Annotated in this window: 30 protein-coding genes; 25 read left to right on the top strand and 5 right to left on the bottom strand. The window is 56.7% G+C overall.

Going from position 1 to position 26,424, the window contains the following annotated elements; translation table 11 throughout:
- Nucleotides 1-21: 21 nt before the first annotated feature.
- The gene (locus KNP80_RS07610; protein WP_214832065.1) at nt 22-1,047 is read right to left on the bottom strand and encodes an LCP family protein; all 1,026 of its coding nucleotides are present in this window, start codon (nt 1,045-1,047) and stop codon (nt 22-24) included.
- A gap of 41 nt (nt 1,048-1,088) precedes the next feature.
- The gene (locus KNP80_RS07605) at nt 1,089-1,730 is read right to left on the bottom strand and encodes a YigZ family protein (RefSeq protein WP_214832064.1); all 642 of its coding nucleotides are present in this window, start codon (nt 1,728-1,730) and stop codon (nt 1,089-1,091) included.
- Between the two features lie 174 nt (nt 1,731-1,904).
- Between KNP80_RS07605 and KNP80_RS15970 the strand changes: the two genes are divergently transcribed.
- The 7 genes from KNP80_RS15970 (at nt 1,905) to KNP80_RS07570 (ending at nt 10,342) form a co-directional block, all read left to right on the top strand.
- Nucleotides 1,905-3,029, top strand: a complete 1,125-nt coding sequence (locus tag KNP80_RS15970) for a sensor histidine kinase (protein WP_214717886.1) — start codon at nt 1,905-1,907, stop codon at nt 3,027-3,029.
- A 25-nt stretch (nt 3,030-3,054) separates the two neighbouring features.
- Nucleotides 3,055-3,747 (top strand): response regulator transcription factor, encoded by a 693-nt coding sequence (locus KNP80_RS07595; RefSeq protein WP_021066543.1) that lies wholly within the window; start codon nt 3,055-3,057, stop codon nt 3,745-3,747.
- 94 nt (nt 3,748-3,841) lie between these two features.
- Complete coding sequence (locus KNP80_RS07590; protein WP_214832063.1) at nt 3,842-4,690, top strand: DegV family protein; 849 nt, start codon at nt 3,842-3,844, stop codon at nt 4,688-4,690.
- A gap of 91 nt (nt 4,691-4,781) precedes the next feature.
- Entirely contained in the window at nt 4,782-5,447 is a 666-nt protein-coding gene (gene treR, locus KNP80_RS07585) for a trehalose operon repressor (protein ID WP_251128862.1), read from the top strand.
- A gap of 202 nt (nt 5,448-5,649) precedes the next feature.
- Nucleotides 5,650-7,098, top strand: a complete 1,449-nt coding sequence (gene treP / locus KNP80_RS07580) for a PTS system trehalose-specific EIIBC component (RefSeq protein ID WP_214832061.1) — start codon at nt 5,650-5,652, stop codon at nt 7,096-7,098.
- Nucleotides 7,099-7,181: 83 nt separating this feature from the next.
- The gene (gene treC / locus KNP80_RS07575; protein ID WP_214832060.1) at nt 7,182-8,816 is read left to right on the top strand and encodes an alpha,alpha-phosphotrehalase; all 1,635 of its coding nucleotides are present in this window, start codon (nt 7,182-7,184) and stop codon (nt 8,814-8,816) included.
- Nucleotides 8,817-8,989: 173 nt separating this feature from the next.
- Nucleotides 8,990-10,342 carry a hemolysin family protein gene (locus tag KNP80_RS07570; RefSeq protein ID WP_251128823.1) on the top strand — a complete coding sequence of 451 codons (1,353 nt, stop codon included), beginning with the start codon at nt 8,990-8,992 and terminating at the stop codon, nt 10,340-10,342.
- A gap of 95 nt (nt 10,343-10,437) precedes the next feature.
- Here the strand turns inward: KNP80_RS07570 and KNP80_RS07565 are convergent, their stop codons facing one another.
- Complete coding sequence (locus KNP80_RS07565; RefSeq protein ID WP_214717868.1) at nt 10,438-11,184, bottom strand: hypothetical protein; 747 nt, start codon at nt 11,182-11,184, stop codon at nt 10,438-10,440.
- Between the two features lie 183 nt (nt 11,185-11,367).
- Between KNP80_RS07565 and KNP80_RS07560 the strand changes: the two genes are divergently transcribed.
- The 11 genes from KNP80_RS07560 to KNP80_RS07510 all read left to right on the top strand — a co-directional run bounded on the left by KNP80_RS07560 (nt 11,368) and on the right by KNP80_RS07510 (nt 19,194).
- Complete coding sequence (locus tag KNP80_RS07560) at nt 11,368-12,525, top strand: helicase-related protein (protein WP_214717866.1); 1,158 nt, start codon at nt 11,368-11,370, stop codon at nt 12,523-12,525.
- Nucleotides 12,522-13,190, top strand: a complete 669-nt coding sequence (locus KNP80_RS07555; RefSeq protein ID WP_214717864.1) for a ComFC family protein — start codon at nt 12,522-12,524, stop codon at nt 13,188-13,190. Before KNP80_RS07560 ends, KNP80_RS07555 begins: the two co-directional genes overlap by 4 nt.
- Nucleotides 13,191-13,248: 58 nt before the next feature.
- Nucleotides 13,249-13,593, top strand: a complete 345-nt coding sequence (locus KNP80_RS07550; RefSeq protein ID WP_214718347.1) for a flagellar protein — start codon at nt 13,249-13,251, stop codon at nt 13,591-13,593.
- A 24-nt stretch (nt 13,594-13,617) separates the two neighbouring features.
- Nucleotides 13,618-13,869, top strand: coding sequence for a flagellar biosynthesis anti-sigma factor FlgM (locus tag KNP80_RS07545; protein WP_021066556.1), 252 nt, complete (start codon nt 13,618-13,620; stop codon nt 13,867-13,869).
- Nucleotides 13,870-13,981: 112 nt separating this feature from the next.
- Nucleotides 13,982-14,338, top strand: coding sequence for a flagellar export chaperone FlgN (gene flgN / locus KNP80_RS07540; protein ID WP_214717862.1), 357 nt, complete (start codon nt 13,982-13,984; stop codon nt 14,336-14,338).
- 12 nt (nt 14,339-14,350) lie between these two features.
- Nucleotides 14,351-15,844, top strand: coding sequence for a flagellar hook-associated protein FlgK (gene flgK, locus KNP80_RS07535; protein WP_214832059.1), 1,494 nt, complete (start codon nt 14,351-14,353; stop codon nt 15,842-15,844).
- A 6-nt stretch (nt 15,845-15,850) separates the two neighbouring features.
- Nucleotides 15,851-16,780: a flagellar hook-associated protein FlgL gene (gene flgL / locus KNP80_RS07530; RefSeq protein WP_214717857.1), complete on the top strand. Its 930-nt coding sequence runs from the start codon at nt 15,851-15,853 to the stop codon at nt 16,778-16,780.
- 3 nt (nt 16,781-16,783) lie between these two features.
- Nucleotides 16,784-17,359, top strand: a complete 576-nt coding sequence (locus KNP80_RS07525) for a DUF6470 family protein (RefSeq protein WP_214832057.1) — start codon at nt 16,784-16,786, stop codon at nt 17,357-17,359.
- Nucleotides 17,360-17,374: 15 nt separating this feature from the next.
- Complete coding sequence (gene fliW / locus KNP80_RS07520; RefSeq protein WP_214717854.1) at nt 17,375-17,812, top strand: flagellar assembly protein FliW; 438 nt, start codon at nt 17,375-17,377, stop codon at nt 17,810-17,812.
- Nucleotides 17,812-18,039, top strand: a complete 228-nt coding sequence (csrA, locus tag KNP80_RS07515) for a carbon storage regulator CsrA (RefSeq protein WP_021066562.1) — start codon at nt 17,812-17,814, stop codon at nt 18,037-18,039. Before fliW ends, csrA begins: the two co-directional genes overlap by 1 nt.
- Before the next feature lie 99 nt (nt 18,040-18,138).
- The gene (locus tag KNP80_RS07510) at nt 18,139-19,194 is read left to right on the top strand and encodes a GGDEF domain-containing protein (RefSeq protein ID WP_251128822.1); all 1,056 of its coding nucleotides are present in this window, start codon (nt 18,139-18,141) and stop codon (nt 19,192-19,194) included.
- A gap of 31 nt (nt 19,195-19,225) precedes the next feature.
- Here KNP80_RS07510 and KNP80_RS07505 read toward each other — a convergent pair whose 3' ends face one another.
- Nucleotides 19,226-20,140: a YitT family protein gene (locus KNP80_RS07505; protein WP_214707187.1), complete on the bottom strand. Its 915-nt coding sequence runs from the start codon at nt 20,138-20,140 to the stop codon at nt 19,226-19,228.
- A gap of 163 nt (nt 20,141-20,303) precedes the next feature.
- Between KNP80_RS07505 and KNP80_RS07500 the strand changes: the two genes are divergently transcribed.
- The 3 genes from KNP80_RS07500 to KNP80_RS07490 all read left to right on the top strand — a co-directional run bounded on the left by KNP80_RS07500 (nt 20,304) and on the right by KNP80_RS07490 (nt 22,511).
- Nucleotides 20,304-21,164: a YitT family protein gene (locus KNP80_RS07500; protein ID WP_214832056.1), complete on the top strand. Its 861-nt coding sequence runs from the start codon at nt 20,304-20,306 to the stop codon at nt 21,162-21,164.
- A 97-nt stretch (nt 21,165-21,261) separates the two neighbouring features.
- Nucleotides 21,262-22,215: a DMT family transporter gene (locus KNP80_RS07495; protein ID WP_214832055.1), complete on the top strand. Its 954-nt coding sequence runs from the start codon at nt 21,262-21,264 to the stop codon at nt 22,213-22,215.
- Nucleotides 22,216-22,217: 2 nt separating this feature from the next.
- Complete coding sequence (locus KNP80_RS07490) at nt 22,218-22,511, top strand: putative quinol monooxygenase (RefSeq protein ID WP_214832054.1); 294 nt, start codon at nt 22,218-22,220, stop codon at nt 22,509-22,511.
- 32 nt (nt 22,512-22,543) lie between these two features.
- Here KNP80_RS07490 and KNP80_RS07485 read toward each other — a convergent pair whose 3' ends face one another.
- Nucleotides 22,544-23,041, bottom strand: a complete 498-nt coding sequence (locus KNP80_RS07485; protein WP_021066568.1) for a hypothetical protein — start codon at nt 23,039-23,041, stop codon at nt 22,544-22,546.
- Nucleotides 23,042-23,197: 156 nt separating this feature from the next.
- On the opposite strand from KNP80_RS07485, the gene KNP80_RS07480 reads away from it, so the two are divergent.
- The 4 genes from KNP80_RS07480 to KNP80_RS07465 all read left to right on the top strand — a co-directional run bounded on the left by KNP80_RS07480 (nt 23,198) and on the right by KNP80_RS07465 (nt 26,322).
- A complete protein-coding gene (locus KNP80_RS07480) occupies nt 23,198-23,683 on the top strand; it encodes a hypothetical protein (protein WP_021066569.1) in 486 nt (161 codons plus the stop codon).
- Nucleotides 23,684-23,741: 58 nt separating this feature from the next.
- Nucleotides 23,742-24,569 carry a GNAT family N-acetyltransferase gene (locus tag KNP80_RS07475; RefSeq protein WP_214832053.1) on the top strand — a complete coding sequence of 276 codons (828 nt, stop codon included), beginning with the start codon at nt 23,742-23,744 and terminating at the stop codon, nt 24,567-24,569.
- 10 nt (nt 24,570-24,579) lie between these two features.
- On the top strand, nt 24,580-24,903 hold the full coding sequence (locus KNP80_RS07470; RefSeq protein WP_138859049.1) for a hypothetical protein: 324 nt from the start codon (nt 24,580-24,582) through the stop codon (nt 24,901-24,903).
- Between the two features lie 123 nt (nt 24,904-25,026).
- The gene (locus KNP80_RS07465) at nt 25,027-26,322 is read left to right on the top strand and encodes a methyl-accepting chemotaxis protein (protein ID WP_214832052.1); all 1,296 of its coding nucleotides are present in this window, start codon (nt 25,027-25,029) and stop codon (nt 26,320-26,322) included.
- Nucleotides 26,323-26,424: the final 102 nt, after the last annotated feature.

The following is a 26,424-nucleotide window of genomic DNA, read 5'->3' as shown; positions in this document are numbered from 1 at the left end:
GTCCTTGGGCTTTTGTTGTGGTCAGTAGGTCGTCGTCTCGCTGAAACCGTCTTCCGTTTCATTCAAGCCGTCGCCCGTCCCGTTGTCACTGTCTTCCGCCGTGAGCGGGAGGCCGAGCTCGGTCTTTAAGAGTGAACGCTTCTCACTCAAGTCGGCCGGGTCGAGCTCGTAATAGTAGACGCCTCCGATCGTCAAATCGCCGCCTGCGAGCGTCTCTTGATTGAACGAGCGGAGCGACTTTGTGTACGGCTGTAGCTGTGACGCCTCGGAGAGGGACATGTTCGTTCGGATGTTATCGCCGACCGCATTCATGATCCGGTTTAGCTTCGTGAACGAATTGATCGTCGTCGCCTCGTTGATGATCGCCTCGAGCACTTGCTGTTGACGCTTCGCCCGTCCGACGTCGCCTTCAGGGTCATCTTTGCGCATGCGCGCATAGGCGAGCGCTTCCTTGCCGTCTAGCGTCTGGACGCCTGGTTCGAGTTCGACGTTGCCGGTCGCCCGTCCGGAGATCGGGACGAGCACATCGACCTCGACGCCGCCGACCGCATCGACGAGATCCTCGATGCCATCAAAGTTGATCGTCGCGTAATAGTCGATTGGGATGTCGAACAGCTTCTCGACCGTCGCGATCGTCGTGTCGATGCCGCCGTAGGCGTAGGCGTGATTGATTTTGTCCTTGAACTCCCCGTCGGTCGTGACGATATCGACGTACGAGTCGCGCGGGATGCTGACGAGCGTCACTTGGCGCGATTCCTTGTTGAACGTCGCCACCATGAGCGAGTCGGTCCGTCCTTCTTCCTCGAGCGAGGCACCGCCATCGACGCCGGCGAGTAAGACGGAGAAGTGATCTTTCGTCAAATCGACCGTCTCTTCACGGCGATCCGATTTGTCCCCGCGTGTCAGTTCGCTGTTCGCGTTCTCCGCCGTCTCGTTCGCCTTATAGACGAAGTAGCCGAAGGCCGACCCGCCGATCAGCAAGACGAGGCCGAACACGAGCAGTACGATTTTCCACACGGGACGTTTCTTGCGGGAGTCTTGTTCCATGTCGTCTCCTCATTTCATTCGTTTCCTTTAGTATACGTGACCTACCGCACAAAATCACGTTCGATGATACGTTGGTCCTGGGTCTCGAGTCCTCCTTGGCCGTTCGTCAAATCGACGAGCCAGGCGAGGGCGGCCTCGGTCTCTTCCACCGGCACCGAGATGTGGAACGTGACGGTGTCCGCGTAGACGATGTCGTCGAGGAGGTATGACGATTGGCGTAGCTCGTTCTCGACTTTGCCGATCCAGCCGTAATCGACCGTGAGCGTCAAGCGTTGCATCGGGATACGTTCGACGATGCCGACCGCGTCGAGCCCTTCGCTCACCGTGCCGCCGTAGGCACGGATGAGACCGCCGCCACCGAGTTTGATGCCGCCGAAGTAGCGGGTGACGACGACGACCGTGTCCTTCAAGTCGCGTTTGCGCAACACCTCGAGCATCGGCAACCCGGCCGTCCCGCTCGGCTCGCCGTCATCGTTCGCTTTTTGGAACTCGTTCCGTTCGCCGATGATATAGGCGGAACAATTATGGTTGGCGTTCCAGTGCGCCTTCTTGATGGCTTGGATGAACGCCTGCGCCTCGTCCTCGGACGTGACCCGTTTGAAGTGGGCGATAAATTTCGACTTTTGAATGACGACCTCGTATTCTCCGTCTTGTTTTATAGTATAATTCGGTTCAGTAGACATTTCTGAAAATTCTCCTTTCTATTTTTGAATATTTTTTTTAAAATTCAAGTAGGCGTCAACGCCAGTTGCGGCGAAATGGAAGGAGAGCCTCCAAGTTTTACTGGAAACGAACGTTCCGCAGACGATAATAGGAATAGATGAGGACTTACTACCGAATTATTAGGGGATGGCATCGTGAATCATATTACTGATCGTACAGCTTTAGAACATATCATAACAAATATGATTGATACGGTGACGGAAAGTAAAGAGGAGATCGTCCGGATTACCGAGAGTTCGGCCAACGAGTATTCGTTGATTCAGAACGAACTGAAAGAGTTGACGCAAAAGATTGAGTTTTATATCGAGGAGTCGGAACGGCTCGACCTGCTCGTGAAAGCGGCGAAGAACAAACTCGTCCAAGTGAGCAAGAAGTTTCATATACATAGCGAGCAAGAGATTCGGGAGGCGTACGAACGCGCCAACCAAATGCAGCTCGAGCGTTTTCTCATCCAAAAAGAAGAGATGGCCGGCCAACAGCGTCGCAACGACCTTGAACGCCGCCTGCTCATCCTCGAGGACACGATTGAGCGGGCCGACAGACTCGTCAGCCGCGTCTCTGTCGTATTGAACTTCCTGCGGGATGACCTACAGCAAGAGTACTCGGACATGATGAAGAAGCAAGAGATGGCAATCAGCGTCTTTGAGGCGGCCGAACGTGAACGGCGCCACCTCGCCCGTGAGATGCACGATGGACCAGCGCAATCGCTTGCTCACATCTTGATTCGGGCCGATTTGATTGAGAAGACGTTCGACAAGCGGGGGAAAGACGAGGCGTTCGCCGAACTGCACGAGCTGAAACGCCTCATCCGCGGCGCGCTCGTCGACGTCCGGCGTCTCATCTACGACCTTCGTCCGATGTCGCTTGACGACCTCGGTTTCTTGCCGACGCTCGAACGCTATCTCCATCAGACCGAGGAATATACGGCCATCAAGACCCGGCTCAACTACCGGGGATCACGGGCCCGCCTTCCCGAAAAATTGGAGATTAACGTGTTCCGACTCGTCCAAGAGGCCGTCCAAAACGCGATCAAACATTCGAAGACGGCGGAGATTATCGTCAACGTCGAGCAAGCGCATGATGCGATACATATTCATGTACGCGACCATGGGGTTGGATTCGTGCCGAGTTCGATTGGCGAAGAGTCATTCGGGATCGTTGGGATGCGAGAACGGATCGAGTTGGTGAACGGAAGCATGACCATTGATTCGGAAGTCGGCAAAGGGACGGTCGTCCGCATGTCGATTCCGATCACGTAAGACAAGAACAAGGGGGAGTATCCAGATGGAACAATTACAAACACGCATCGCGATTGTGGATGACCATGAGCTGTTTCGAGAAGGCTTGAAACGGATTTTTGATTTAGAGGACGAGTTCACGGTCGTCGCCGAAGGGCGCACCGGGATCGAGGCGATTCGCATCGCCGCGGACCACAAGCCGGAAATCTTGATTCTCGACATCAACATGCCTGAATTGAACGGGATTGAGGCGACGAAGCAGTTGTCCGTGCTCTCACCAGAGACGCGCGTCCTCATCTTGTCGATCCACGACGATGAGTCGTACATCACGCATGCACTCGAAGCCGGGGCATCTGGGTTCTTGCTCAAAGAAGTCGCATCGACCGAGCTGATCTCGGCCGTGCGCTCGGTTGCGAAGGACGGGGCGTACTTGCACCCGAAAGTGACGACGAACGTCTTGAAAGAGTACCGTCGCTTGCTCCAATTCAAAGGCGAACAGGCCGGCCGCAACGTCGAGAGCCGTACCGACGATCCCGTCTACCAATTGCTCTCACGCCGTGAAGTCGAAGTGCTCCACTTGCTCGCTGAGGGCCGCTCGAACCGCGACATCAGCGACATGTTGTTCATCAGCGAGAAGACGGTCAAGAACCACGTCTCGTCAGTGCTCCGCAAGATGGAAGTGAACGACCGGACCCAAGCCGTTGTCGATGCCATCCGTCGCGGATGGGTTGAGATTTGACCTCGACCGATGCAATACATCGTTTTTATGCTACAATATGGAATGGAATCCACATTCAATTGGAAAATGAAACGATGTAAAGTGAGGATATAGCATGGGAAACATAGCCATTTTGACCGACAGTACCGCCTATTTGCCGGCCGAATTTTGTGAGCGCCACGACGTCCACGTCGCACCGCTCAGCGTGATTTTTGACGGGAAGTCGTTCCGCGAAGCCGTCGATATCACGACCGAGGCTTTTTATGACCGGATCGAGGCAGGGAACTTGCCGACGACGTCCCAGCCGAGCATCGGTGAAACGATTGAACTGATTGAGCGCCTCCCGAACGAGGTGACGGACGTGATCGCGATCACGCTCTCGAGCGGCATCAGTGGGACGTATCAATCGATGATCGCCTTGAACGACATGGTCGACGTCAACGTTCACGCATTCGATTCGGAGATCTCATGTATGCCTCAAGCGTTCCTCGTCGAGGAAGCGATTCATTTGCGCGATGCAGGCGCGTCGGCGCAAGAAATCATGGCCCACCTTGAAAAGATGCGCGAGTTGATTCGGGCGTACTTCGTCGTCGATGACCTCGACCACCTCCAACGGGGCGGTCGACTCAGCGCGGCGCAAGCGCTCGTCGGGTCGTTCCTTCAAATCAAACCGGTGCTCCATTTCCAAGACCGCATGATTGTACCGTTCGAGAAGATTCGGACGTACAAGAAGGCGGTCCGTCGCATCGAAGAGATGATGGAACAGTCGATTCAAGGCGACGGGACAGGCTACTGTATCGGCATCATCCACGCCAACTGCCCGGAACGTCAGGCCGAGGAAATCGCCTCGATGAAACAGAAGTTTCCGCAGGCGCATGTCACGGGCGGTCATTTCGGACCGGTCATCGGGACACACCTCGGACCAGGCGCGATCGGCATCACGTGGTATCGCCGCGAATGGTAAACAAAAGACGGCCATCCGGTCGTCTTTTTCGATAGAGAGGAGTGAGCCTGTGGCCAAATATCGTCAAATCTATGAGCGCCTCGCCGAGCGGATGAAGACGGGCGAATATGCAGCGGAGTCGAAACTGCCGTCCGAGACCGAGCTCATGCACGAGTATGACGCGAGCCGAGGAACGGTCCGAAAGGCGCTCGATTTGCTCCAAGAGCACGGCTATGTCCGGAAGCATCACGGGAAAGGCGTGTTCGTGCTGCGGCGCGATCAGATCGAGTTCCAGTTCAACGGCATCGTCAGTTTCTCGGAAGTGTATGCCAGCATGCTCGGTCGCTCGATTCAGACATCGGTCGCCTCATTCGAGGACATCGAGGCGCCGGCGTGGCTCGCCGACCGGATGAACTTGGCGCCGGGGACACGGATGTATCGGATTGAGCGGGTCCGCAACTTCGATGGCGAGAACGTCATCTTGGATGTGAACTATTTCGTCAAAGACCTCGTACCCGGCCTGACGGAAGAAATCGCTGCGCAATCGATTTACGCCTATGTCGAGCACGAGCTCGGGATGCAAATCAGTTACGCCAAACGGAAGATCGCGGCCGAGGACGTGACCGAGCTCGACCGGTTGCGGCTCGATCTGCACGATTATGAATATGTCATCGTCATCACGAACGACACGTTCCTCTATGAGGGCAGACAGTTCGAATATACCGAGTCCCGCCACCGACTCGACAAGTTTCAGTTCAGCGATGTGGCGCGTCGTTAAGGCTCCTTTTTCGAAAGGAGTCTTTTTTTCGTTTTGAATCAAGGCAAGAGGGAACAAAAATACTGAACGCCTGTCACACAGTTGTCACACCTAACTTATATAGATAAGTTGTTGACATGACTTATCTATATAAGTTAAACTTTGTTTGTACTCATAAGTAACCGTTTTCAACAAACGCTTTCAAACAAAGGAGGCCTACAATATGAAGGCAGATTATCGTCAAATCGCCGCGGATATCCTTGAAGCCATCGGGGGCAAGGATAACGTCGACAAAGCGGCACACTGTGTCACGCGTCTCCGTCTTTCGTTGAAAGACCAGTCGCTCGTCAATGAAGCGAAAGTGAAAGAAGCCGATCTCGTCAAAGGGGCATTCGAAAACTCGGGTGTGTACCAGGTCGTCATCGGAGCCGGTGACGTCGAGCGCGTCTACGCCGAGTTCATCAAACTCGCCGGGCTTGAAGCAGCGACGGTCGCCGAGGTCAAATCGTCCGGCGGCAAGAAGATGAACCCGCTCCAGAAACTCGTCAAAGTGTTCTCGGACGTGTTCATGCCGATCATCCCGGCCATCATCGTCGCCGGTCTCTTGATGGGGATTAACAACTTGCTCGCCTCAGAAGGACTGTTCGTCGAAGGCGCGACGCTGATTGAGGAGTATCCGAACCTGCAAGGGCTATGGGACCTCGTCAACATGATGGCGAACACGGCGTTCGTCTTCCTCCCGGCCCTTGTCGGTTGGTCGGCGACGAAACGGTTCGGCGGCAGCGAAGTGCTCGGGATTGTCATGGGTCTCTTGCTCGTCCACCCGGACCTCTTGAACGCATGGGGCTACGGACAAGCGGCGCTTGAAGGCGAAGTTCCGACGTTCAACATCCTCGGCCTGTTCGAAATCGAGAAAGTCGGCTACCAAGGTCAGATTCTTCCGATTTTGGCCGCGGCTTTCATTTTGAGCCACATTGAAATCTTCTTGAAGAAACATGTACCGAACGCAATTCAATTGCTCGTTGTGCCGATCACGACAATCGTCATCACCGGTTTCCTCGCCCTCTCAATCGTCGGACCGCTCACACGCGGCCTCGGTAACGTGATTGCGACGGGAATTGTCAACGTGTTCGAAGCGGTACCGGTCGTCGGGGCACTCCTGTTCGGTTTGCTCTACGCACCGCTCGTCGTCACCGGGATGCACCACTTGTTCCTCGCCATCGACTTGCAGCTCATCGCGGAGACGAACGGGACGTTCCTCTGGCCGATGCTCGCTTTGTCGAACATTGCCCAAGGTGCAGCCGCACTCGCGATGTTCCTCGTGTTCAAACATGACGCCAAACAAAAGAGCATGGCGTCGACGTCATCGATCTCGGCCTTCTTCGGAATTACCGAGCCGGCCATGTTCGGGGTGAACTTGCCGAACAAGTTCCCATTCTACTCGGCGATGATCGGGTCGGCCGTCGCGGCGGTGTTTATCACGTTGAACGACGTCCAGGCGTTCGCTGTCGGGGTCGGGGGTCTTCCTGGATTCCTGTCAATCTTCACCGATAAGATTCTCATCTTCATCGTCGGAATGGTCATCGCCCTCGTCATTCCGTTCGTGTTGACGCTCGCGCTGTCGAAACGTTACATGAAGAAGGGTGAAATCGAACAAAACAAAGTTGCATAAGAAGATCACTGACAAGGGGAGGGACGGAGGTTCTTCCCCTTTTCCTGTACAAATGAAAACTCTTACAAAAGGAGACTACATCTATGACACAACCAAACTGGCGCAAATCTGTCGTCTATCAAATTTATCCGAAAAGCTTCTATAGCCCGGAAGGCAATGCCACCGGCTCCATCAAAGGGGTGACGGCGAAGCTCGATTACTTGGCCGAGCTTGGCATCGAATACATTTGGATGACCCCGGTGTACAAGTCGCCGCAAAATGACAACGGCTATGACGTCAGCGATTATTACGCGATTGACTCGTCATACGGGACGATGGACGACCTCGACGAGCTTGTCCGCGAGGCCGAGGCACGCGGCATCGGGCTCATGATGGACATCGTCGTCAATCACTCCTCGACCGAGCATGAATGGTTCCAGAAGTCGCTCGCCGGTGACGAACGGTATCGCGACTACTACATCTGGCGCGACGAACCGACGAACTGGGAGTCGAAGTTCGGCGGCAACGCCTGGAAATATGACGAGGCGAGCGGCCAGTATTACCTCCACTTGTTCGATGTGACCCAAGCCGATTTGAACTGGGAGAACGAGCAGATGCGTGAGGACGTCTATGAGATGATGCGCTTCTGGCGCGACAAAGGCATCAAAGGGTTCCGCCTCGACGTCATCAACTTGATCTCGAAGCAGCAGGACTTCCCAGAAGACGATTCGGACGGCCGCAAGTTCTATACGGACGGGCCGCGCATCCACGAATATTTGAAAGAGATGAACCGCGAAGTATTCGACGGGCACGACGTCATCACGGTCGGCGAGATGTCGTCGACGACGCTCGAGCATTGCGTCCGTTACTCGAGTCCGGACGAGCGCGAGCTCAGTATGACGTTCAGCTTCCATCATTTGAAAGTCGATTATCCGAACGGCGAGAAGTTCGTCGCCGCACCGTTCGACTTCGTGCAACTGAAAGACATCATGTCGACGTGGCAGGAAGGAATGCACGGAAAGGGCTGGAACGCCATCTTCTGGTGCAACCACGACCAGCCGCGCGTCGTCAGCCGCTTTGGCAACGACACCGACCACCGCGTCGAGAGCGCGAAGATGCTCGCGACGGTGCTCCACGGCCTGCAAGGGACGCCGTACATCTATCAAGGCGAGGAGATCGGGATGACGAACCCGGGCTTCGACTCGCTCGACGAGTATCGCGACATCGAGACGCTCAACGTGTATAAGTTGAAGCGCGAACAGGGCGTGTCGCACGAGGACATGATGGCCGCCATCAAACAAAAGTCGCGTGACAACTCGCGGACGCCGATGCAGTGGGACGCGACGCCGCACGCCGGATTCACGAGCGGGACACCGTGGATTAACGTGGCGCCGAACTATGCGGATGTGAACGTCGAGACGGCACTCGATGACCCGAACTCGGTGTTCTACCACTACAAGAACTTGATCTCGCTCCGCAAAGAGCTCGATGTCTTGACGGACGGGGACTATACGATTCTGACGCCGGACGCGCTCGACGTCTGGGCATACACGCGCAAGACGGAACACGAGGAAGTGCTCGTCGTCGCGAACTTCTATGGACCGGAGACGACATATGAGATTCCGGCCGGTTTCACGCATGCCGACGTCGTCAGTCATAACTATGATGTGCCGCAACTCGACGGGACGACGCTGTCGCTCCGGGCGTATGAGGCGATCATGTTCTATAAACAAAACTGAGTGTTCGGAGGCGTTCCATGTGAGCGCCTCCTTTTAGTTGCCGAGAGGCGGGCTCTCATGGTAGGTTATTCATTAGGCAAGGACACAGTCGTGTGACCTTGTAAATTATTTATATGGAGGTGACCCTCGAGTCTCTCGAGGAACATGTGGACAGGATCTACTCTACACACGTAATGGCTGCCGGTGGCGGTGGCGGAGAAGTGGAAGGCCCGATTTGGGTATTGTTGTTGTTGGTGGCGTTATTGATCGCGCTCACTGCATTTTTTGTCGGATCGGAGTTCGCGGTCGTCAAAGTGCGGATGTCACGACTCGATCAATTGGTGGCGGAAGGGAACAAGTCGGCGATTCTCGCGAAAAAGGTCGCATCTGACCTCGACTATTACTTGTCGGCGTGTCAGCTCGGTATCACGGTGACGGCGCTCGGACTCGGTTTCCTCGGGGAACCGTCGGTCGTGCGATTGCTTACCCCGCTCTTTAACGAGTTCGACATCCCGGCGTCGCTCGCATCGATTATCTCGTTCGCCGTCGCGTTCGCGATCGTGACGTTCTTGCACGTCGTCATCGGGGAACTCGCACCGAAGACGCTCGCGATTCAATATGCGGAACGGATGACGCTCATCTTCGCCCGACCGTTGTTCTGGTTCGGACGGATCATGTTCCCGTTCATCTGGTTATTGAACGGATCGGCACGGATGTTGCTCGGATTGTTCGGCGTCAAACCGGCCGGACATGAGCAAGCGCACTCGGAAGAAGAGTTGAAGATCATCATGGCGCAAAGTTTCCAAAGCGGTGAAATCAACCAGACGGAACTCGCGATGATGCAAAACATCTTCTCGTTCGACCAGCACGTCACGAAAGACGTGATGGTGCCCCGGACGAAAGTCGAGGCGATTGATATTGAAGCGACGCGGGCCGAAGTGCTCGAGACGTTCGCGGACAGTCAATATACCCGTTATCCGATCACTGAGGACGGCGACAAGGATAACTTGATCGGCTACATCAACGTCAAAGAGGTATTGATGGGACTCGCGGTCAGCCCGTCCATCAATCTCTCCACTTATGTGAAAGAGCTTCCGGTCGTGCATGAAATGACGCCTTTGGAAGATACATTGAAACAGATGCGTGAGGCTCGGACCCACATCGCCATCGTCTTGGACGAATACGGCGGGACGGCCGGTCTCATCACGCTCGAAGACTTGCTTGAAGAAATCGTCGGAGAAATCCGTGACGAGTTCGACGAGGACGAGGTCGACCCGATTCATACGGTTGACGACACGACGTATGAAATCGATACGCGCGTCTTGCTTGAAGAACTCGAGGAACGGTTCGGCATCACGTTCGAACGTTCAGAAGGCATCGATACGCTCGGCGGTTGGCTCCAGGTCCACCGCGAGACGCACGAGGTCGGTGACACGCTCGAGTTCGACCGTTACGTCTTGACCGTCATCGAGATGACGGAGAATCACGTGGAGCGGGTGCGACTCGCCTTGCGTGAGACGGCGTCGGAAGACACGGACGAATCATAAACACAGGTGCGCCAGAAATGGCGTGCCTGTTTTTTTTGTCTGCTCATGATGGACGACGAAAAGGTTCAACCGATGGCCGTCGGTTGAACCTTTTGTCAGTCAGTGGATGTGCGGTCCCGGATAATCTCTGCAAGACGCGGTGACGAGATCTCCTCGTACAGGATGCTGCGGACGAAGTAGACCGTCTCGTAGTCGAGGAGGCTGAGGCTGATGGAATGAAACGGGACGTCTTCGGTGTCGAAGAAGCGCTTCGTCGCCGTCAACGAGTCGGCCATCGCCTCAGGCGAGAACGGCCCGTCCGGCAAATCGAGGTGGATGTGGCCATACTCGGCCGCATAGCGGGACACGTCGAGCGTCTCATCGAGCTGAAGGTCTGCGAGCCGGACACCTGGGGGGCTCGTCTGATCGTCTTCCTGAGGGATGTGGCCATGCCCATATGTGACCGCGAACGGGAAACGCCCCGACGTGAACAGACGGTCCGTCAGTTCGAAGTAGGCGTCGTTCAATCGTTGATACGTCTGTTCGCCACTGATGACGTCCTCATACTCATCATGGATGACGTCGCCGGATTTCGTGACGAGGACCGCAAACGTCGTGTCGACGCTCGTGGGCGATGTGAACGTGACGGCATAGCTCGAACCGTACGGGAACATGTATTGCGTGTCCGACACGTCGAGCGTGAGCGCGGGATACGTCGTCGCGACGTAAGCCTCCGCCGCGGTGATGGCCCGCTGTTTCGCTTTGTCGCTCCCGAGCACCTCGTAGGAAAGCCAGAGACCAGCCAGCAGGACGCCGAGCATGCCTAAACCGGTCAAGATATTGTGGATGGGTCGTTTGAACATGACTGTTTCCTCATTTCCAGTAATTGGTCTACTTGGAGTATAGTCGATTGTCTGCTCGTTCACCTCCGTCTACAGCCTGAAATGAGAGGGTGTCTTGCCGTTAACCGTCCACGTTCCATCGACGAACGTGACGTGTGGACGTGATGTTCGTCTGCTAGCGTGTATAGAAAAAGGATTGATGTTATGGGTCAACTCATCGTGACACCCGAAGGAACTCCCGCCATCCGCTTCGGCGTCTGCCAGCGCTGTCTGAGCACGGACACGCGTGCTTATATGTGCCATCACGGACCGTGCCGCTATTGCCGCAACTGCCTCCACCTCGGTCGCGTCTGTCAGTGCGATCGTCTTGCCGAAGCGGAGGTGACGACGTCGGTCGAGCCGACTGACCTCGTCATGCCGTTCCAATTGGGTGCGGACCAACAGCGCGTGAGCGCACAGCTTCTCACTTGGTGGGAGACGAAGACGAGCGGGCTCGTCCATGCCGTCTGCGGGGCGGGGAAGACAGAGATGACGTTCCCTGTCATCGCGCGTGCCGTCAATGACGGGAAGCGCGTCCTCATCGTCTCACCGCGCCGTGACGTCGCCATCGAGTGGGCCGACCGGCTTGAGGCCGCCTTCACCGTCCCGATCACCCGGCGCTACGGCGGTGGGGACAAGGACACAATCGGCATGATCACCGTCGCGACGGCGCCGCTGCTCGTGAACCTCCGACATGTGTTCGATTTTGTGCTCGTCGACGAGTCCGACGCCTTCCCGTTCGCCTTCGACCTCGCGCTCTGGTGGACGCTCCGCCGGGCCGGGAAAGGATTGTTTTTATTCGTGACGGCGACGCCGACCGTCTGGCAGCGTCAGTTCCCGACGGTGCATCTGTCCCGGCGCTATCACGGCCATGACTTGCCCGTGCCCCGGCTCATCCGTGAGAAGGAATCCGCCATCCTCGACTTCTGTCGCCGGTACGAGGCGGCACCGCGTCTGTTGTTCGTCCCGACGAAACCGGACCTCGTCCGTTACGGGGAACTGCTCGCGGCGAACGGGTTCGCCTACCAGGCCGTCTCGGCCGATACGGATGAGCGGACCGACGTGCTCGAGTGGCTCGAATCGACGAACGGAATCGTGCTCGCGACATCGATTTGGGAGCGGGGCATGACCGTCACCGGGGTTCACGTCGCCGTCCTCGACAGCAGTCACGCCTTGTTCTCGTCGCGCGCCCTCATTCAGATGGCTGGCCGGGCCGGGCGCAAACCGACCGCACCGACCGGCGACGTCGTCTTTTTTTACGACGAGCGCACGTTTCGCCAAGACAAAGCCATCCGTGAGATTGAGGAGGCGAACCGGCGATGAACTGCCTCGTCTGCCGAAAACCGTTCACCGTCCCGTGGAGCCCGGCGACGCTGTTGAAGCGGGATTGGGCCTGTCCAGACTGTGAGAAGATGTTGACACCGCTCGTCGCGGGTTGTCCGCGCTGCGGGCATCCGACCGAGGACGGAGCGACGTGCGGCGATTGCGTCCGTTGGCTCGCCCTTGACCTCGACTTGACCGTCCGTTCGCTCTACGCCTATGACGAGGCGGGCGCGAATTGGCTCCATCGTTATAAGTTCGGCGGCGACGTCGTCTTGGCGCACCAACTGCGCGACGTATTACGCGCGGTGCGGGAACCGGGTGTCGTCTACGTCCCGATCCCGCTCAGTGAGGAGCGGTTACGGACGCGGCGTTTCAATCAGGCGGAGCTGCTCGCAAGGATGATCGGACCGACGGAGCAGGTGCTCGTCAAATCCGAGGTTTCGAGTCAGCGTGAACTTGGGAAAGAAGAAAGGCGGCACCGTACGAATCCGTTCGCTGTACAGCAGTTGCCGCGCCGTGGCAAAATTGTCCTCGTCGACGACGTCTATACGACGGGGACGACGCTCCATCAGGCGGCGCTCACCTTGCGCCGGGCCGGGGCGGAACAAGTTTCTGCCGTTTGCCTGTTCCGGACGCTAAACAAATCAAAAATGCGTCCGATATAAAGGGCAGAGGTGAATGACTGTGGAAGCAACAACTTGTCAAACGTGCGGACGGCTGTTCATGAAACAAAGCCGCTCGCCATACTGCCCATCCTGCGCGGAAGTCGATTTCCAAAACTTCTTGAAAGTCCGGGACTTCATCCGCGAACCCGCCAACAAACAGACGACAATCGGAGCCCTCGTCGAAGCGACAGGCGTCTCCGAACTTGATATCACGCGATATATCCATGAAGGACGCCTGATCATCAAGGACAACCCGTCACTGAACATCGCCTGCGTGCGTTGCGGCAATCCGACGAACCAAGGAAAGGTATGCGCGGGCTGTCAGAGCGACATGCAGCAAGAACTGAAAGGGCTACAAACCAGCGTCACGAAACAGAGCGTTCGCGCTTATCGTTTGGATTAACAACTGAGAAGAGGGGGGACACGCATGCGCATCGATTCTGCAAAGTGGGTACACTTACCGAACACTTATGAGAAGAAAACGCAACCTGAGACGAAGCCCGAGCTGACACGCCAAACGGACCAGCTATCGATATCGGCCGAAGCCCGCGCCCGGTTTGAAGAACCGGTGAAACACCCGGAGCGCCTGGAGAAAATCAACGCCTTGAAGGCAGAGATTAACGCCGGGACGTATTCACGGGACGCGCGCGACATCGCCAAACGCTTTCTACAAGGATGAATGAAAGCGGGGTCCGAGGGAGACCTTCGCATAAATAAGATGGCACGGAAGCTGACTAAACAAGGGACACCCTTTCTTTAGTCGGCTCTTTTTTTGGACAAAGGAGAGACTTATGCTCACATTACATACACGCTTGCTCGAACTGGCTTATGACAAAGAACGGCTGCTCGTCAACGGCGACATGCCTGCTTTCAGCGCGCTCGTCAAGGAAGAGGCGACGCTCGTCCGACAAATCAAACAAAAAGAAGCGGAACGACTTCAAGGAACGCTCGTTTTGGACGATGAAGAGAAGGAAGCGTTACGACCGGTTCTCTTCGAGCTGAAACGGCAGAATGAATTGAACGCCGTCCTGCTCGAACAGTCGCTCCGGTATATCGAATGGCATTTGGACATGCTCATGCCAGAGGCAGATGATTTCACGTACGGTCAACAGGCGCTCGAGACGCGCTCGTTCAGCCGGGATGTATAAGGAGGAAGTTTGATGGGCTCAACATTTATGGGATTAGAAACGGCGCGCCGCAGTTTAACGACGCACCAATGGGCGCTCCAGGCGACAGGGAACAACGTCGCTAACGCCTCGAACCCGGGCTACTCGCGCCAACGCTTGTCGCTCGGCATGACCGAACAACTCAGCGTCAACTTCGGGGGCACGAAGGCCGGGCAGTTCGGGACGGGTGTCCGCGGTGAGACGCTCGCCCGAATCCGCGATTTGATGATCGACCAGCAGTACCGCGACGAGTCGGTGAAGAACGCCTATTACGCGACGAAAGAGGCGGCGTTCGGTCGGATGGAGGACATCGTCAACGAGCCGTCCGAGACCGGCCTCGCCAAATCGCTCGACTTGTTCTGGGCCTCGCTCCAAGATTTGTCGGTCAACCCGGATGACGCCGGCGCGCGCAGCGTCGTCCGCCAACGGGCGATTACGCTCGCGGAGACGTTCAACTACATGTCGTCCTCACTCCAAAAAGTGCAGGCCGACCTCGCCTCAGAAGGCGACGTCGTCGTCAAGAAAGTGAACGACTTGATGACGAAAATCAGTCAGGTCAACCGTCAAATTGGGGACGCGGAGCCGCTCGGCGTACTCCCGAACGAACTGTATGACGAGCGTGACCGCTATATGGACGAGCTCGCCCAGTACATGGACTTCACACGTGTCCCGGTCGACTACACGAACGGCGAGTCGCGCGGGAACTCCCAGAAGGTCGCCGAGGGCCGCATCGACATCGTCGTCTCAATCAATGGTGTCGACCATAAGCTCGTCGACGGCATCAACGGTACGGTCGGCTCGTTCGACGGTCTCGACATGACCGATGCGAGCGGGACCGACGTGGCCCTCACGCACGCCACGATGCCGAACGGCAAATGGAAAGCGCTCGTCGAGATGTACGGCACGGATACGCCAGAGTCAGGTAGCGTGAACGGCGTCTACGCGACGATGCTGAAAGACTTGGACGAGATGGCCGGCAAGTTCGCCTCGGCGTTCAACACGGCCCACAGCAACAATAGGGACGCCAAAGGTAACGCCGGGACGGCGAACTTCTTCGAAGGGACGGCGAGCGCCGCGACGATCAAAGTGAGCGACGCCGTCATGAACAACCTCGACTTGATCGCCGCGTCTCAAGACGGCAATATCGGGGACGGCAGCGGGGCCCTCGCCTTGGCGAACTTGAAGTCGGCCACGCTCAGCTTCGACGGGTCGGTCCAGACGGACACGTCGATCGGCAAATACTATCAGAACGTCATCGGCAACATGGCCGTCGCCGCCGACCAGAGCGGACGCCTCGCCAAGAGCACGTTCGCGCTCATGGCGAGCTCGGACCAGCGCCGCCAAGCGGTGAGCGCCGTGTCGCTCGACGAGGAGATGACGATGATGATTCAATATCAACACGCCTATAACGCGGCGGCCCGCAACATCACGGCCGTCGACGAGATGCTCGACAAAATCATCAACGGCATGGGTGTCGTAGGGAGGTAATGCTTGATGCGAGTCACACAGACGATGCTCACACAGACGAACTTGAAACATTTATCGAGCAGTTATAACAAGCTCGCTCAAGTCCAGGAACAGCTCATCAGCGGGAAACGGATTCAGAAGGCGTCCGAGGACCCGGTCGTCGCTATGCAGGGCATGCGCTATCGGACCGAGGTGCGCGAGGTCGACCAGTTCCGCCGCAACGTCAGCGAGGCGACGAGCTGGATGGACTTGACCGATTCGACGTTGAACGAAGTGACGGAAGCCGTCAAACGAATCCGCGAATTGACGACGCAGGCGGCCAACGACACGTACGAGTCGTCGCAGCGTCAAATCATCCAGAGCGAGGTCAATCAGTTGATCGAACATCTCGGCTCGCTCGCGAACGCGAAGTCGGGCGAGAAATATATTTACAACGGCACGAAGACGGACCAGCCGCTCGTCGATATGGACGCCTTGAAGGCGTTCCTTGCCGACCCGAACGGGGACGTCAACAGCATCTACCCGGGCGGGGCACCGGCCGCGAGCGGGAAAGTCGCCTTCGAAGTATCGAAAGGCATCACCGTTCAAGTGAACATGCAGCCGGAGACGGTGTTCGGGAGCGATGTGTTCGCTGGACTCCACGACCTCGTCTCGAAATTGGCCGACCCGAACACATCTGGGGAAGTGCTCTCGAACGAGCTCGCTGACCTCGATGTCATTGCCCAAAACTTGATTACGGAGCGGGCTGAGCTCGGGGCGCGTGCCAACCGGTTAGAACTCGTCGATAACCGTCTGCAAGAACATGAGATTATCGCCAAGACGATCATGTCCGATAACGAGGACATCGACATCGAAAAAGTCATCATGGAGCTCAAGTCTCACGAGACGGTGCACCGGGCCGCGCTATCGGCCGGAGCCCGGATCATCCAACCGACGCTCCTCGACTTCCTCCGGTAAGCGATGGATATCGCCCGGCTTGAGATGCGGCAGACGCAGGCTGCCATCCAAATCACGTCGAACCGGCCCCACCTCGAGATGCGGCAAGGGAGGGCCGATGTGTCGATGACGCAAGGCAAGGTCGAGATGACCCAACAGACGACAGGTGGCACGCTCGAGATCGACTCGTCGGTCGCGCGCAGTGAAAGCAACTTGAAGGCAGCACTCGAGCTCGGCCGCCACTTCGGTCAGCTCGGGGAGCAGGCAGCCCGAGAAGCGACATCGAGCACGGCCCGGGACGGGGACCGGCTCATGCGCATCGAGAACGGCAACCCGATTGCCGCGATGGCCGCCGAGAAGACGAGCACCCCGTACCCGGTCGTCGACATGGACTTCATGCCGAAGTCGCTCGACCGTGTGAAGTTGACGTATACGCCGGCGGATGTCAAAATCGAGTGGAACCTGACGCCGGCACAGATTGATGTATCACTCACCCCGGCCGATATCTCGTTCACGCCATGGACGACGGACATCTCGCTCCGTCAACAGGCATCGCTCGAAATGTGGCCGGTCGGTGGCATGTATGATGAGACGCGTTGAAAGTGAGGATGACCCATGTTCATTGAGACAGACTATTTTGGCAAGATCGAAGTAAATGAAGACGAGACGATCTCGTTCGTCAGCGAGATTCCCGGGTTCCCGGAGTCGAAGACGTTCGCCCTCATCCCGTACGGCGACGAGCTCCCGTTCTGGTCGCTCCAGTCGCTCGAGGACCCGGCCTGCGCCTTCGTCGTGACGAACCCGTTCTGGCACAAGTCGGACTATGCGTTCGAGTTGACCGACGGCGCGAAAGAGCAGCTCGGCATCGATGAGGCGGAACACGTCTCGGTGTATGCCATCGTGACGCTCCGCGAACCGTTCGACGCCTCGACGCTCAACTTGAAGGCCCCAATCGTCATCGAGACGAAAGAGCGCCGCGGGAAGCAAGTCATCTTGGATGACGTCTACCCGGCCCGGTTCCCGCTCGGCGGTCAGAAAGAAGAGGTGCGCTGATGCTCGTATTGAAACGAAAACAAGGCGAGGCCATCCATATCGGGGACGATGTGACGCTCACCGTGCTCGCCATCGAAGGCGACCAGGTCAAGCTCGGCATCGACGCCCCGCGCCATATCGACATCCATCGTCATGAGGTGTACGTCCAGATGCAGGCCGAGAACGAATCGGCCCGCGACAGCGCCAACTTGATGAAACAGATGATGCAAAACAAGTCGGAAGCGTGAGCTTCCGGCTTTTTAGCTGTCCTAAAATTTGGATAGGGTGACATGCGTCACTTTTGTACGATAGGATAGGAGGAAAGAAATGGCGGGAGAGGACAAGGCTTGGGTCAAGTCATCAACATCTTTTTCATCAATGTCAGTATCATCTATCTCGTTTTATCACTGGCCCTGTATCTCATGCGCCAGCTGTTGCCGATTCAGGCAGGTTCTCCTTATGCGGTCCGTATCTGGTTTGGTCTCGCCATGGGGCTCGCGGCCGTACTGTTGACGGTCAACTCGTTTCAAGTCGGAGAGGCAAGAGTCGACCTCCGGATTATCCCGCTCGCGCTCTCAGGCGCCTATGCCGGACCGGTCGGAGTCGCAGTCACGATGGGGTTGACTCTTCTCAGTCGCTTCGGTCTCGACGGCATGACCGACCAATTCATCCGCTCGTTCGGCACGCTCGGCTTGTTCTTCGTGTTGTCGCTCGTGTTAAATCGACTGGTGATGCGACGCGGTCACTTGTATTCGGCCTATCTCGTGTTCGGGGCCGTGCTCGTCTTGTTTCGAATTGCTGGCAACGTCCCGATTCAGGCGTTCACGACCGTGTTCTTGCCGTATTTCGTCATGACGTTCCTCGGTGGCTGGATGTGTTACTGGGTCGCGAAACAGATTGAGACGCACCTGCGCATGTTCCGGCTGCACGCGCAGCGGGCGACGATTGACGAGCTGACGGGTCTCCCGAACCGCTATATGACGCTCGAACGTTTGAACGAGGTCGAGATGTCGGGTCTCCCTTGGGCGCTGTTCGTCATCGATGTCGACCGGTTCAAGCAGTTGAACGATACATATGGTCATCGGGCCGGTGACGCAGCGCTTCACCACATCGGTCAAACGTTACAGGCGAACTGTCCGCCGGACGGCTTCGTTGGGCGCTATGGCGGGGAAGAGTTTCTGATGGTGCTCGAGGATGCCGGTGACGTCCGGTTGATTGCGGACGATATCGTCAAGGTCATCCGCGACACCCCATTCTCGTTCGAAGGGATGCACATCCCGATGACGGTTTCGCTCGGGGCATCGCTCGCCGGGGCCGAGCCGGGCACTGTCGTGTTCGAAAGGGCCGACGCCGCCCTTTACGCGGCGAAGACGAGCGGGCGCAATCAAGCGAAAATCGGATAAACAAAAAATCGGTCCCGCGGGGCCGATTTTTTTAGTGGATATTTTTCTTTTTGAACTGGCCGCCCCGGACGTCATGGATATTGCCGATGGCGAGGAACGCCTTCTCGTCATAGTCGTCGAGGATGTCTTTCAGTTTCGTCTCTTCAAGTCGGCTGATGACGGTGAAGACGACCTTCTTGCCGTCGCCGGTGTAGGCGCCTTCCCCGTGCAAATACGTCACACCCCGGCCGAGTCGGTCCATGATGGCTTGACCGACGTCATCGGGTGAGGTGGTGATGATCCACGCGGCCTTCGACTGATCGATTCCTTCGAGCACGATATCGATCGTCTTGAAGGCGATGAAATACGTGAGGAGCGAGTACATGGCCCGGTCCCAGCTGAAGATGAACCCGGCCATTCCGAGGATGAAGATGTTGAAGAACATGACGATCTCACCGACGGAGAACGGCAACCGGTCCGTGAACGATACGGCCAAAATCTCGGTCCCGTCGAGCGACCCACCGGCCCGGATGACGAGCCCGACCCCGGCGCCGAGCAAGAAGCCGCCGAACACGGTCGACAACAGCAAATCGTCAGTGAACGGCTCGACCGAATGGAGCAAGATCGTGAAGCCGGACATGAGCGTAATCGCCAACAACGTGACGACGGCGAACGTCTTCCCGATTTGGCGATAGCCGAAGAAGATGAACGGGATGTTGAACAAGACGAGCCAGATGGCGAGCTTCGTGTCGGTCAAATATGACGTGATGATCGAGACGCCGACGATGCCGCCGTCGATGATCTGGTTCGGGACGAGGAATGCCTCGAGCCCGACCGCGAAGATGAAGGCGCCGAGCAACAGGAGCAGCCCCTTGGCGAGAAGCTCGGTCGGTTTGATCGGGTTATGGACACGTTTCAAGCGGAGCACTTCCTCCGGAGTCGGGGAAGGCATCGGTGGACGCTGCATCGGGGGTCACTCCCTTTTTCTTTTTAGTATAGCAAACCTCACACGGGATGAAGCAGAAGCGGCAGAGAATCTGACACAAGTTTTTCATCGACACCGAAGATGTTATTCTACTATTTTTTTATGTTAGACTAGGAAAGTTAAAACAAAAAGGAGGACGTTACTCATGAAACGTGACAATCGAGCCTGGCTCATGGGCTTTCAAATCATCATGAACATCATCGGCGGGATGATCGCGGCGTACGGCCTCGAGTCGGTCTTGATCCCGAACAGCGTATCGGACGGGGGCATCACCGGGATCAGCATCGTCGTCTCCCAACTCACGGGTCTCCCGCTCGGCGTGTTCCTCGGGATTCTCAATATCCCGTTCGTCTATCTCGGCTATAAGCAGATCGGGAAGAGCTTCGCCATCCTGTCGGTCACCGGCATAGCCTCGCTATCGGTCGGGACGCTCATCATGCACCACGTCCCGACGATTATCGATGGGGACACGCTGCTCGTCACCGTCGTCGGGGGGATCATCCTCGGGCTCGGGATGGGGCTATCGCTCCGGAACGGGGGCGCCCTCGACGGCATCGACATGCTGGCCGTCCTGTTATCACGGAAGTTGCCGTTCGGGACGAGCGACTTGATTCTCTTCTTGAACGTGTTCGTCTTCATCGTCGTCTCGACGGTGTTCGGCCTGCAAGGAGCGGTCCTGTCGGCCATCGCCTACTTCATCGCCTCGAAAGTGATTCATATCGTTGAGGAGGGACTGAGCGGTGCGAAGACGTTCAAGATCATCACGGGCGCGCCTGAGGTCATGGTCGAGACGATTCGCGACCGGCTCGGTCGGAGCGCGACGCTCAACCAGATTCAAGGTGCGTACTCAAAAGAGTGCTATTACGAGATCACGTGCGTCATCAACCGGCTTGAGGAGCGGAAGATGAAAGAAATCATCAACCAGGTCGACCCCGAGGCGTTCGTCGTCGTGTACGAGGTGTCCGAGGTCAAAGGCGGGAATTTCCGCAAACGCGATATCCATTGAGACGAATCAAGCAGCGGACGCTGCTTGATTTTTTTGTGGAGGCAGGGAAATGCGGGACGGATAGGGAACAAGTGGGGATTCAGAAAGGAGAGACCGTATGCGTCCGCTGTTATTAGGTGTACTCGCCGCCTTGTTTTTCGCGAGCACGTTCGTCTTGAATGAATCGATGCAGGTCGGCGGGGGGAGTTGGGCGTATAGCGCCTCGCTCCGCTTCCTGTTCATGATTCCGTTGCTCATGCTCGTCGTGGCCGTCCGGGGTGGCATGCATCGGGTGCGTCTTGCCCTTACCGAGACCCCGCTCCCGTGGCTCGTCTGGGGGACGGTCGGCTTCGGTCTGTTTTACGTCCCGATCTGTCTCGCCGCCGAGGTTGCCCCGCCTTGGCTCATCGCCGGCACGTGGCAAGTGACGATCATCGCCGGGGCTTTGTTGTCACCACTGTTCCGCCGGAGCGACGGGACGCGGGAGCGGATTCCGTGGACGGCGCTCCGCTTCTCAGGACTCATTCTGTTCGGCGTCGTCTTGATGCAAGTCGAGTTCCTCGCCGACTTCGAGCCGCGCTTCCTGTGGATCGGGGTGGTGCCGGTATTGATTGCCGCGTTCGCCTATCCGCTCGGCAACCGGAAGATGATGGCCCACACCGACCATGACGTGTTCGAACGCATCCTCGGCATGTGCATCGGCTCACTCCCGGTCTGGCTCCTTTTGTTCGGCTACGGGCTGACGACGGGGGCACCTACGAACTCTCAACTGACGCAGACGCTTCTCGTCGCCCTGTTATCGGGCGTCGTCGCGACGGTGCTCTTCTTCAAGGCGACCGACCTCGTCAAGCACGATATGGGGAGACTGGCCACGGTCGAGGCGACCCAGGCGCTCGAGGTGCTGTTCGCGCTCATCGGCGAGTTGATTTTCCTGCAGGCTCATCTGCCGTCCGGACTGTCGCTCGTCGGCATCTCGCTCGTCATGGTCGGGGTCGTGCTGCATAGTCGTAGCCAATTCAACGTAAAGGAGACTGTCGTACCAGTGACGAATCGATATGACAAGGAGGGATGAACATGTCCTATGGATTGATCGGAAAACTGACCGCCGTATCAGGTGAGCGCGAGACGCTGCTCGCGATTTTGCTCGAGGCGGCGACGGCGATGGAACGAGAGCCGACGTGCGAAACATACCGGGTGAACGTCTCGCTCGACGATGAGTCGATCGTCGTCTATGAGGTATGGGCAAGTATCGAGGCGCATCAGCAGTCGCTGTCGCTCGAGACGACGCAGACGTTGATTGGGAAGGCACGGCCGATTCTGGCCAATATCGAGCGCTTGGCGGTGTTCGAGCCGCGGGACGGTCATTAAAAAAATCCACGTCCGTGAACGTGGATGAAAGGTCATGCTTTCGTCAAGCTGCCTTTGACTTGCTCATAAAACTCGTCCATCATCCCAGTCCGGCTACCGAGCTGGCAGATGAGTTCGAGCGTCTCTTTATAGAACTTTTTGACGAGTCCCTTGTTTTTGATGTTGTCCATCGACGCCATCGTCTTGTCGAGGTTTTGGAGAATCTCTTCAATCTGGTCGTCCGAGTCCGGTTTCACGACCGTCATATTGTCCGGAATTTTGACGACTTTGTCTTGCTCCTGATGACGGAACGACGCGCCGAAGCCAAGGTTCTCGATGAACAAGTGCGGCATCACTTTCTGACCGAAGAACTGCTTATGCCATTCTGTCGCTTTCATCGTATCCATGTCCTGTTTGAACGTGGACGCTGTCGAGACGTACTTTCTGAACAAGTCGGTCATGAACTTCTCGATGACCGGGATTTGAAGGGCGAAGACGTTTTTTAAGAGCGCGTCGAGCTGTGCGCGTGACAATTGTTGTTCGTTTGACATATCAGTTCCTCTTTTCTATAATACGATATCTTCATCGTATGGGATTGACGGACGTGCGTCAACGCATCCTAAAACATTTTTTCAGAATATTTAATGATTTACGGTCATTTTGTGCGATAATCGTCTCATGGCTAGACCAAAGAGGAGTGAATCCATATGAACAAAACAATGAAGTGGGCGGTCGCGCTCGGCGTGACGGGTGCCCTTGTCGCAACGGTCGGTGTCGTTTCGTCCCGGGGACGGACGGATGATACGACGCAGACGATCCGTGACCGTGAGCTCGGTTACGAGATCATTCTCCCATCGAAAATCGTCGAGGCGATTGAGCGTGGGGACGTCTATATCGAGAAGGCGCAGGACGTCGTCGATGTCGGCGACAAGAACAGCTATGGCACGTTCGACCTCTACTATAACGTCGAGGACGGCGACGACCAGTTGTTGTTCCATTTGGACTTGATTGACCGTGAACTATCGGAAGAGGCGTTCGCCCAGGAAGTCGGCTACGGCAACTACCTCGGTGCGAGCGACAAGACGTTCTTCTGGGTCGAACCGACCGAGGCCGTCCCGGGTGCCGAGGCGCACACGGATGAGATTGCCGAACTGCTCGAGACATTACCGGAGCTTGAATTCCGGACGTTATGAGTCCGCCCGCTACGGCGGGCTTTTTCGATTATGCTACAATATGACGTGAGGTGATTTCATGAATTGGACAGTAGAAGAAGTGAGACAGGCAGAACTGGTGGCGGCGCTCGAGGTAGCGGTCAACGCATATGACAAGATTGACGTGAAACTCGGACACGTGGCAGTCGGTCAGAACGACTACGCCGTCTATGATGACGAAACGCTCGTCGGCTATATGGTGCTCTTCCCGTATCTTCCGAACGAGTATGAAGTGAATGCGCTCGTGCATCCGGACTATCGGAAACAAGGCGTTTTCAAGGCGCTCTTTGAAACGGCGAAGCAGGACGCGAAACAGAATGGCTGTGAAGCGTTCACGTTCGTCATCGATCGCAAATCGAAGGACGGCAAGGCGGTCATCGACCATCTCGGCGCGGCGTACCAATTCTCAGAATACAACTTGGTGCTCAAAAAAGCCGAGCTATTCTTGAAGCCGAACGAAGTATCGCTCCGGGAGGCGACGGAAGCGGACCGCCCGCTCATCATCGAGACGCTCAGTGAGGCGTTCGGCGACCCGCTCGACGTGACGGAGAACATCTATCAACAGATTGACACGCCGGACCGAGTGACGTACATCGGTGAGGTCGATGGTCGTCCGGTGGGGGTCATTCGCGCGCTCCTTTCGGGCGAAGATGCCGGCAGCATCCACGCGTTCGGCGTCAAGGCGGACGAGCAAGGCAAGGGCTACGGCACGAAGATGTTGAAGCAGATGGTACAGCAGCTGTTCCGCATGGGCCGGACGAAGCTTGAGCTTGACGTCGAGACGGAGAACAAGGCCGCGCTCGAGATTTACAAGCGGGCCGGGTTCGCAGAGAACGGCGGCTATGAGTTCTATCTATTAGAACTGTGAGGTGAGATAAATGGTTCGGAATTTGAAATGGCTCGGGGCCGCCTTTGAGGCGTTTCTCGGCATCCCAGCACTCGGTGGGCTGTTCATCATCAGCATGGGCTACACACCGCTCGGGTTCATGCTCGTGTTCCACATCGTCTTGCTCGTCGTGTCGCTGTCGCGGCTGAAACGGATTTCGGTCGGGGCACTCGTAGGGATCACAGCATCGGTGCTCGGGTTCATCCCGTTCCTTGGCATGATGCTACATTGGGCAGCCGCGATTGCACTCGCAATCGACGCGTTGATGACCCCACGCGAACAGGTGCACATGACAAAAGAAGATGACCGTTTTTAATCAAGACGCTCTCGGTGACGAGGGCGTTTTTTCATTGACCAAAACTTCAACTGAAAACGCTATACAAAAGCTGGAATTCGGACGATATAGTAGGTGATGAATTACACAGAGGAGGAACTCATAGTGAAGCTATTCAAAAACTTTACGACCCAACTGCTCGCATGGATTTTGGTCACATCCTTTATCACGGGCGGAGCGGTCGGCTGGATCACGCTCTTGCTGCTCACAGAGCTTGAGATGGCGAAAGGTCAGGTCATGCTCGTCGGGACGGCCGTGGCGTTGCTCATTTCAGGGATTGGCGGCGCCGTCATCTACTTGATCGCCCGTCGTCCGCTCAAGGCCATCGAATTGGCGTCCGACAAGGCGGTCGAGGTCGGCAACGGCGATTTGACGGTCGTGTTCGCGGACGAGACGACGACAGACCGTTCGGAGATGGGACGTCTGCTCCTCTCGATGGACAACATGGTCGGGCACTTACGGGAGCAAGGGACGAATATGCGTTACACGGCGGACCAGCTCACCGGTTCGGCGCAAGAGATTGCGGCAGCGGTCCAAGAAGGCAATGTCGCCGGCGAGAACATCCGTCAAGCGATGGACGCCTTGAACAAGATGCTCGAGGACAACGTCAGCGCGACGTATAGCTCGATGGACCTACTCGGGGCCGTCGCCCGGACGATGGAGAATATCCGTAACGAGATGGGCTCGGCTCTAAATTCAGCAAGTGAGATGCAACAAGAGGCCGAGAGCGGCAAAGGCCTTGCCTCGTCGTCGGTCGATGCGATGCATGCGATTGCGGGCAAAGTCGAACAGTCATCGACGCTCAACAGCAAGTTGACAGAGATGACAGGCGAAATCTCGCGCATCACGGACGTCATCAGCGACATCTCGGCTCAGACGAACTTGCTCGCCTTGAACGCGTCTATTGAAGCGGCACGCGCCGGGGAACATGGACGCGGCTTCGCGGTCGTTGCGGCCGAGGTTAAGAAGCTCGCTGAACAGACGGCGAACTCGACGCAAGAAATCACGGATTTAATCGTTGACGTGAAACGTTTAGTTGGCGACACGTCGTCTTCGATGGCGAACGTGAAAGCAGAAGTCGAGACGGGCGTCGGTCTCGTCGAGAAGGCGGGAGGCGCCTTCGCGTCGATCCACAACTCGGCGAACGAAGTGTACAGCCACGTCCATTCGGTCGATGCGCTCTTAGATGAGTCGCGCGGTCAAATCGACTCGGTCGTCACGAACTCGGCCGGCATCGTCGGCATGGTCGAAGAGGCGTCACGCTACGCGACGGAAGTCACGTCAGCAGCGAGCCAACAGGCGGCCAGTCTCGGTGAAGTGAACGGCGCGATGACGGAGCTTGTCCGTGTCGCGGAGAGTTTGCAGAATGAGACGGAGCAAGTGAAGGTGTCGAACGTATAACGTGAAATGAGGAGGATTATCTGATTCGAGATAATTCTCCTTATTTTTTATTTGTCGGGTTAGAGTTAGAACAAAAAAGAAGGAGACCGTTATGGCTCCTTC

The organism is Exiguobacterium sp. E4787 (assembly GCF_018618375.1).
Taxonomy (GTDB): Bacteria; Bacillota; Bacilli; order Exiguobacteriales; family Exiguobacteriaceae; genus Exiguobacterium; species Exiguobacterium chiriqhucha.
The sequence above is the reverse complement of the archived record's forward strand: the minus strand, read 5'-3'. Positions and strand labels throughout refer to the sequence as shown.